The organism is Corynebacterium sp., from assembly GCF_012837295.1.
In the GTDB taxonomy this organism is placed as follows: Bacteria; Actinomycetota; Actinomycetes; order Mycobacteriales; family Mycobacteriaceae; genus Corynebacterium.
In genome coordinates, this window is the sequence record NZ_DURI01000335.1 from 1 (window position 1) to 7,709 (window position 7,709).

General features: G+C 69.0%; 6 protein-coding genes and 1 pseudogene. 2 read left to right on the forward strand and 5 right to left on the reverse strand.

The window, feature by feature from the left end; all coding sequences use genetic code 11:
- A pseudogene (locus tag GX015_RS11135) lies at positions 1-158 on the forward strand (methylmalonate-semialdehyde dehydrogenase (CoA acylating)); the annotation flags it as partial.
- Between the two features lie 151 nt (positions 159-309).
- Here GX015_RS11135 and GX015_RS11140 read toward each other — a convergent pair.
- Positions 310-1,602: an O-acetylhomoserine aminocarboxypropyltransferase/cysteine synthase family protein gene (locus tag GX015_RS11140; protein WP_291345170.1), complete on the reverse strand. Its 1,293-nt coding sequence runs from the start codon at positions 1,600-1,602 to the stop codon at positions 310-312.
- Between the two features lie 381 nt (positions 1,603-1,983).
- Between GX015_RS11140 and GX015_RS11145 the strand changes: the two genes are divergently transcribed.
- Complete coding sequence (locus tag GX015_RS11145; protein WP_291345172.1) at positions 1,984-2,880, forward strand: RluA family pseudouridine synthase; 897 nt, start codon at positions 1,984-1,986, stop codon at positions 2,878-2,880.
- A 52-nt stretch (positions 2,881-2,932) separates the two neighbouring features.
- On the opposite strand, the gene GX015_RS11150 is transcribed toward GX015_RS11145, so the two are convergent.
- The 4 genes from GX015_RS11150 to GX015_RS11165 form a co-directional block, all read right to left on the reverse strand.
- Positions 2,933-3,724 carry an ABC transporter ATP-binding protein gene (locus GX015_RS11150; RefSeq protein WP_291345174.1) on the reverse strand — a complete coding sequence of 264 codons (792 nt, stop codon included), beginning with the start codon at positions 3,722-3,724 and terminating at the stop codon, positions 2,933-2,935.
- Entirely contained in the window at positions 3,724-4,767 is a 1,044-nt protein-coding gene (locus GX015_RS11155) for an ABC transporter permease (protein ID WP_291345176.1), read from the reverse strand. Before GX015_RS11155 ends, GX015_RS11150 begins: the two co-directional genes overlap by 1 nt.
- On the reverse strand, positions 4,764-5,759 hold the full coding sequence (locus tag GX015_RS11160) for an ABC transporter substrate-binding protein (protein WP_291345178.1): 996 nt from the start codon (positions 5,757-5,759) through the stop codon (positions 4,764-4,766). Before GX015_RS11160 ends, GX015_RS11155 begins: the two co-directional genes overlap by 4 nt.
- A gap of 762 nt (positions 5,760-6,521) precedes the next feature.
- Positions 6,522-7,709 (reverse strand): MFS transporter (locus tag GX015_RS11165; RefSeq protein WP_366926288.1); only part of this gene is annotated, 1,188 nt, incomplete at its 5' end.

Consider the following 7,709-nt stretch of genomic DNA (forward strand, 5'->3'; position numbering starts at 1 on the left):
ACCACACCTTCGGCGGCTGGAAGGCCTCCGGTTTCGGCGACCTGAACCAGCACGGCCCGGACTCGTTCCGCTTCTACACGCGCACGAAGACGGTCACCCAGCGCTGGCCCGACGGCGTCGCCACCGGCGCGGACTTCTCCATGCCGATCATGGATTAGGGGCTCGCGAATCGGGGGCCGCGGCGGAGACTGTCGATGCGCCGCTCGGGGAGAGCGTCGGACCGTCGTAAAGCAAACGGAAACGGACGCTTGCCGACGGAACTTCCGCGCACGCACCCGCCCGGACCCGGCCGCCCGGCGCGCCCCGCCCCTACTGCGTCGCCTTCTCCAGGGCCTGCTCGATGTCGGCGATGATGTCGTCGGCGTTCTCCAGGCCGACCGAAATGCGCACGAGGCCGGGGGTGATGCCGACGGACTCGAGCTGATCGTCGGGCACCTGGCGGTGGGTGGTCGACGCCGGGTGCAGCACGCACGACCGCGCGTCGGCGACGTGGACCTGGCGCGAAATCAGCTGCAGCGAGTCCATGAACTTCACGCCGGCCTCGCGGCCGCCCTTGACGTCGATGGTCAGCACGCCCGACGCGCCGGACAGGTACTTCTCCGCCAGATCGCCGTACGGCGACGACGGCAGCCCCGGGTAGCGGACGTCGTCGAGCACGTCATCGCGGGTGAACAGGTACTCGGCGACCTTCTGCGCGTTCTCGCAGTGGCGGCGCATGCGCACGTCGAGGCTCTCGAGCGACAGGTTCAGCATGAACGCCGAATGCGCCGCCGGGTACGCGCCGAAATCGCGCTGCAGCTGCATGCGCGCCTTGATCACGAACGGCGCCGCCGCGTAGTCGCGGGTGTACACGACGCCGTGGTACGACTCGTCGGGCTCGGTGAAACCGGGGAACTTGCCGTTGGCGTAGTCGAAGGTGCCGGCGTCGACGATCATGCCGCCGACCTGCACCGCGTGGCCGTCAAGGTACTTCGAGGTGGAGTGGATGACCACGTCGGCGCCCCACTCGATCGGCTTGCACAGCACCGGAGTCGCGAAAGTGGAGTCGACGATCAGCGGCACGCCCTGCCCGTGGGCGATGCGGGCGAACTTCTCCACGTCGAGGACGCTCATGGCGGGGTTGGCGATGATCTCGCCGAACAGCGCCTTCGTGTTCGGCTTGAACGCGGCGGCGATCTCCTCGTCGGAGGCGTTCTGGTCGACGTAGATGACCTCGATGCCGAAGCGCTTCAGCGTCGTGGAGAACAGGTTCGACGTGCCGCCGTAGATCTCGGACGAGGCGACGAAGCTGTCGCCGGCGGAGCACAGGTTCATGATCGACAGCGCCGTCGCCGCCTGCCCCGACGACGTCGCCATCGCCGCGGCGCCGCCCTCGAGGTCCGCGATCTTCGCCTCGACGGCCATGACGGTCGGGTTCGCGAACCGCGAGTAGATCAGCGCGTGCGTCGGCTCGTCGAAGACGGCCGCGATGTCGTCCGACGAGTCGAACGTGTACGTCGTCGACTGCACGATCGGCACCTGCCGCGGGTCCTTGTTGCCGGGCACGTACCCGGAGTGGATCAGCTTCGTTTCGTCGTGCAGCTTCTTGTCGTTCGCGGTCATCGCGCGCCCTTTCCCCGGGGTGTCAATTCACTTGGCAGCGCCCATTCAATCACTTCTTTCGCTTGACGACGCCCATCTCCCCTTCCCCGCGGCCGATTCGTCCGGGCGGCGTGGTGCGGCTATGGTCGGGCATTCCTGGGCGGGCCGTGGGATTCGGCCCGCGAGCACGGTCTTTTCTTCGGAGTGGTGAGCACAATCGGCGGCAGCGCTGGGCAGCGGCGGGGACGGCAGGGGCGTGGATCCCCGCGGAGTGGATCCCGCAGGCGGGGCTTTGAGGGGCGCAATGACCCCGGGCGCACTCCCGGCCGGAGCACCGATGCGGGCCAGCGCGGATCCCCGCAGGGTGAATCCCGCGGCGGACAATCTTTCGCAGCGAGGACGGTGACGATCCCCGAGGCCCACGACGGCCGCCGACTGGACAAGTACCTCCGCTCCCAGCTCACGGGCGTGCCCGCCACGCTGCTGTTCCGCCTGATGCGCGAGGGCAGAATCCGCGTCAACGGTTCGAAGGTGAAGCAGAACCACCGCATTTCCGGCGGCGACGAACTGACTCTGCCCGCCATCACCGTCGACGCCGAGAAGAAACCGCGGCGCGTCCCCGGCCATCTCATCGCCACGGTCGAAAATGCGGTGGTGCACGAAGACGGGGAGCTCATCGTCGTCGACAAGCCCGCGGGCCTGGCCGTCCACCGCGGCACCGGAGTCGATGCCGGGGTCATCGAGGCGCTGCGGCAGGCGCGGCCCGACCTGCCCGACCTCGAGCTGGCGCACCGCCTCGACCGCGAGACGTCGGGGCTGCTCATGCTGGCCAAGACGCCGGCGATGCTGCGCCATCTGCAGGAGATCCTCCGCGACCGGGAGCATGAGATCGACCGGCGCTACCTCGCGCTCGTCGAGGGCGAGTGGCCCGACGACCTGCGCGTCAGCACCACCGCGCTGCGCCGTACGTCGCGGGCGACCGTCGCGGTGCCGGAAAGCCGCGGCGGCCAGCGATCGGAGACCCGCTTCCGCGTCATCGAACGCCACGGCCGTCGCGCGACGGTCATCGAGGCCCGCCTGCTCACCGGTCGCAAACACCAGATCCGCGTGCACTGCCGCGACGCCGGCCACCCCATCGCCGGCGATTCCCGCTACGGTTCGCCCGGCTTCAACCGGCACGTTCGCGGACGCGGGATCACCACGATGATGCTCCACGCCCATTCGCTGGAGGTCCCGCTTCCCGACGGCGGCGTCCTCCACCTCACCGCGCCCCCGCCCAAGGAGTGGGAGCGGTTCTAGCGGGCGCGGGACCCCCTTCGCGCCGACTCTCCCCGCCCGCTCCGCCCGCGGGCTACCCCAGGAACGCCTTGTCGGAGAGGGTCGCGCCCTTGATCTTCACGAACTCCTGCAGCAGGTCGTGCACGGTGAGCTGCGCCTTCTTCTCGGCGGACGCCTCGTAGACGATGCGGCCCTCGTGCATCATGATCAGCCGGTTGCCCAGGCGGATCGCCTGCTCCATGTTGTGGGTGACCATCAGCGTGGTCAGGCCGCCGTCCTCGACGATCTTGTGCGTCAACTCGGTGACCAATCCGGCGCGCTGCGGGTCGAGCGCGGCGGTGTGCTCGTCGAGCAGCATGATCTTCGGCCGCGTGAATCCGGCCATGAGCAGCGACAACGCCTGCCGCTGGCCGCCGGACAGCAGCCCGACCTTCGCGGTGAGGCGATCCTCGAGGCCGAGCTCGAGCGACTTGAGCTCCTCGACGAAGACCTCGCGCCGCGCCTTCGACAGGCCCATCCCCAGCCCGCGCCGCTTGCCGCGGAGGTAGGCCAGGGAGAGATTCTCCTCGATGGTCAGGCTTGGCGACGTCCCGGCGAGCGGATCCTGAAAGACCCGCCCGATGTACTTGGCGCGCTTGTGGTCGGGCATCTTGCCCACGGAGATCCCGTCGATGCCGATGTCGCCGGAGTCGATGGACATGCGGCCGGACACCGCGTTGAGCAGCGTGGACTTGCCGGCACCGTTGGAGCCGATGACGGTGACGAAGTCGCCCTCCGCCAGATCCAGGGAGACGTCGACGAGGGCCTTGCGCTCGTTGGCCGTGTTGGGGAAGAACGTCTTGGAGACGTTTCGGATGGTCAGCATCACGCGTTCACCTTCCCGTCGGTTGAGCCCGGACCGTCGTGGTTATCGGAGGTAGCCGTGGCGCCCGCGGGAACGGCAGCCGCATCGCCGGCGCCGGTGACCGCCGCGGTGTTCGGCGTGACCGCACCATTCGCCCCGGCCCCGGCGCCATCACTGGTGCGGCCGCGGTTGGCGCGCGAGCCGGCGATGGCACCGCCGATGGCCGAGCGCCACTGGGGCACCAGCAGCGCGATGACCACCAGCGCGGCGGTGATGAACTTCATGTCGTTCGGGTTCAGCCCGACCTCCAGGGCGGCGAAGATGATCAAGCGGTAGAGCACCGCGCCGACGACGACCGCCGCGACGGACAGCCACAGGAAACGCTGGCCCAGGATCGCCTGGCCCATGATCACCGATGCCAGGCCGATGAGGATCAGGCCGACGCCCATCGAGTTGTCGGCGAAACCCTGGTACTGCGCGAATACCGCGCCGGCCGCGCCGACCAGGCCGTTGGACAGCGCCAGGGTGATCAGCTTGGTGCGGTCGGTGGACACGCCGAGGGAGCGGATCATCGGCCCGTTGTCGCCGGTGGCGCGCACCGCCAGGCCGAAGTCGGTGTTCAGGAACCACACGATGCCCGCCGTGATCAGCGCGACGACGGCGGCGAAGATGCCCACCGACGCCCACGACCCCATCAGCCCGGCGTCGCGCAGCGGGGTGAAGATGGTGTCCTCGCGCAGCAGCGGCACGTTCGACGATCCCATGATCCGCAGATTCACGGACCACAGGCCGATCTGCGTCAAGATGCCCGCGAGCAGCCCATCGATGTTGCCCTTGGTGTGGAGCAAACCGGTGATCAATCCCGCGGCGAAACCCGTCGCAAAGCCCGCGAGAATGGCCAGGAAGGGATTCCACCCGGCCAGGATGGCGACGGCCGCGGTGGCGCCGCCGGTGGTGAAGGAACCGTCGACCGTCAGGTCCGCGAAGTTGAGGATGCGGAACGTGAGAAACACGCCCAGCGCCATCACTCCGTAGATGAGGCCGAATTCGACGGCGGGGATCATACGGTTTCGGCCTCGTTCAGGATCGCTTCGGGGATGGTCACGCCCTGGCGCTCGGCGGCGTCCTCGTTGACCATGTAGGTGAACTCCTTGGCGGTCTCGACGGCCGTGGTGGCCGGGTCCTCGCCGTCGCGGAGGATGCGCAGCGCCATCTCGCCGGTCTGGCGGCCCAGCTCGGTGTAGTCGATGCCCAGGGTGGCCACGGCGCCGCCCTCGACGGTGCCGGCCTCGGCGCCGATGACCGGGGTCTTGGAGCTCTCGGCGGCCTGGACCAGCGAGGCGATGCCGGAGACGACCAGGTTGTCGGTGGGCACGTAGAACGCGTCGACGTCGCCGAGGGCCTGGACGGCCTGCGGGATTTCGGTGACGTTGGTGACGGTCTGGGTCTCGATCTCCAGGTCGCGCGACTCGGCGGCCTTCTTGGCCTCGTCGACCTGGACCTGCGAGTTGACCTCGCCGGAGGCGTAGACGATGCCGACCTTCTTGGCGTCCGGCACGAGCTCCTTGAGCAGGTCGAGCTGGCGGTCGACCGGCGCGGCGTCGGAGGTGCCCGTGACGTTGGCGCCCGGCTCCTCCATCGAGTCGATGAGGTCGGCGGACACCGGGTCGGTGACGGCCGTGAACAGGACGGGGGTGTCCTGGATGTTCTGCGCCGTGGCCTGCGCCGCCGGGGTCGCGACCGACAGGACCAGGTCCAGGTCGGCCGACGCGAACTGCTGCGCGATGGTCAGCGCCGTGGACTGCTCGCCGTTGGCGTTCTGCTCGTCGAACTCCACGTCCACGCCGGCTTCCTCGAACGCTTCCTTGAAGCCCGTGGTGGCGGAGTCGAGCGCCGGGTGCTGGACCAGCTGGTTGATGCCGATCTTGTAGGAATCACCGTCGGAGCCGCCGTTGCCGGAGGCGCCGTTGCCGCCGTCGTCGGACGAGCAGCCGGCGAGGGCGAGGGCGCCGGCGGTGAAGATCGCGGCGATCTTGGTCTTGCGGGACGTGAACATGGGAGAGCCTCCTGTTGTTCCGGAAGGGACACTAAGAACTTATCCGTACGGGGGTGACCGGAGAAGGCTCACGCCGTTTCCGCGCCGATTTCGGTTCACACGGGGGCACCCGAACGCTGGGGTTTGTGGGTTTCGGGGGTGGAGGGCGCTTCTGCGGCTCCGCGGCGCTCTCCTGCCTGCCGTGCGGATCCGCGCCGCATGCAGTTCCGCGTCGCTCCCGCTTCTTCGCTTGACGACGCCCCGCCTCCCCGCTTCCGCCCCTTTCCTTCTCTCACGGCCCCACCGTGACCGGCCGGAGTCCCCCTTCCCCCTCGACTTCGGCCTCTTTCCCCTCTCTCTCGGCGATTCCTCCCACGCCTTCGTGTCATACGGTCAACGCTCCCGAGTAGCACTTCTGACCACCAGCGGTTTCGCCGATGGCCGAAGGTGAGCGTTGACCATATGGCACTAACCCCACAGCACTCGGGCGAAGTCGCCGACCACGCCGTCGCATTTGGGCGGAGTCGCCGACCACGCCGTGGCATTTGGGGCGAAGTCGCCGACCACGCCGTGGCATTTGGGCGGAGTCGCCGGCGCCTTAGTGCGAGGATCCTCCAGACCTTGGGCGCCCCGAATTCTGACCTGGGGTTTTTCGACACCAGAATCGAGGTCTGGAGGATCCGAGCACTAACTCCCCGCCGATGACCGTGGATGACGAAGATCTGCTGCCGTGCCTGGAATGGAAAGCCGATCTGGCAGCGCCTTTTAAGCCAAGCAGCGGGCTCAGCGGCGAGCGGCCGCGGTGAGCTCGTCGTCGATGGTCGTGGCCGCCGAAGCCCGGACGCCGATGACGCCCATCAAGACAGCGGCGACGACCAACGCGATGAGAATCGCCCGCCACTCCCCCGTCGCCCCGTAGAAGGCACCGACCGCAACTGGGCCAGCGCCGGCCACGAGGTACCCATAGGGCTGGACGAATCCGGACAGTTTCGCCGTCACCACGTGCGAGCGACTGCGCGCGGGGATGAGGGCGATGGCCGTCGGGAAGCAGAAGCCGCCGAGTCCGAGGAAGAAGGACCAGAGGAGGGGGACGTAGCCGTCGGCAAGCAAAAGCCCGAGGTACCCGACCGCGGTGGCCGCCGCGAACACGACGACGTACGGCGTCAGCGAACGCGCGCGGGCGATGAGCGACGGCATGACCAGCCCGCCGATGACGTTGAGGCCGCCGACCAGCGCCAACGCGAGCGTGCCCGTCGTCGCCGACGCACCCGAATCACGGTAGATCTGCGGCAGCCAGCCCATCTGGATGTACGCGTTCATGGACTGCAGACCGAAGAAGACGAGGAGGAACCGCGCCGTCGAGGAACGCCACATCGGGGCCGACTCCGACGCCTCGGCGCCGGAATCCGGTGAGGTGGCCGGGCCGGGGCGGGGACGGTCGTCGCCGAGCCGGGCCACGACCACCATCCACACGACGACCTGCACGGCCGCCGGCACCGCCCACACGGCCAGGGCCCACTGCCAGGCGGAATCGCCGCGGAAGAACAGGGCGCTCAGCGGGCCGAGCGCGCCGGACAGGCCGAGCAGGGCGCCGTAGGCCGTCATCAACGCGACCATGTGCCGGCCGCCGTGCCGCTTGATCCACGCCGGCAGCAGCACGTTCGCCACCGCGATCCCCGCGACGACCAGTCCCGTGAGCACCACGAACACCCACATCGCGCCGACCCACGGCCGCGCGGCCAGCCCGATGAGGCTCAGCACCGCGCCGAGGGTGATCGTGCGCGTCAAACCCATTTGCTTGGCGACGGGCACAGCCACCAGTCCCAGCAGCGCGAACAGGAAGCCGGGCATCGCCGTGATCAGGCCGGCGTACTGCGCGCCCGCCCCGAACGCCGCGAGCGTCTCCTCGAGCACCGGGCCGACCGACGAGATGCCCGCGCGCAGGTTGATGCCGATGGCGATGACCGCGGC

Bases quoted from the DNA above. Each gene is read 5' to 3' on its own strand.
- GX015_RS11140 (WP_291345170.1), bottom strand. From the start codon at position 1,602: ATGACCGCGAACGACAAGAAGCTGCACGACGAAACGAAGCTGATCCAC.
- GX015_RS11150 (WP_291345174.1), bottom strand. From the start codon at position 3,724: ATGCTGACCATCCGAAACGTCTCCAAGACGTTCTTCCCCAACACGGCC.
- GX015_RS11155 (WP_291345176.1), bottom strand. From the start codon at position 4,767: ATGATCCCCGCCGTCGAATTCGGCCTCATCTACGGAGTGATGGCGCTG.
- GX015_RS11160 (WP_291345178.1), bottom strand. From the start codon at position 5,759: ATGTTCACGTCCCGCAAGACCAAGATCGCCGCGATCTTCACCGCCGGC.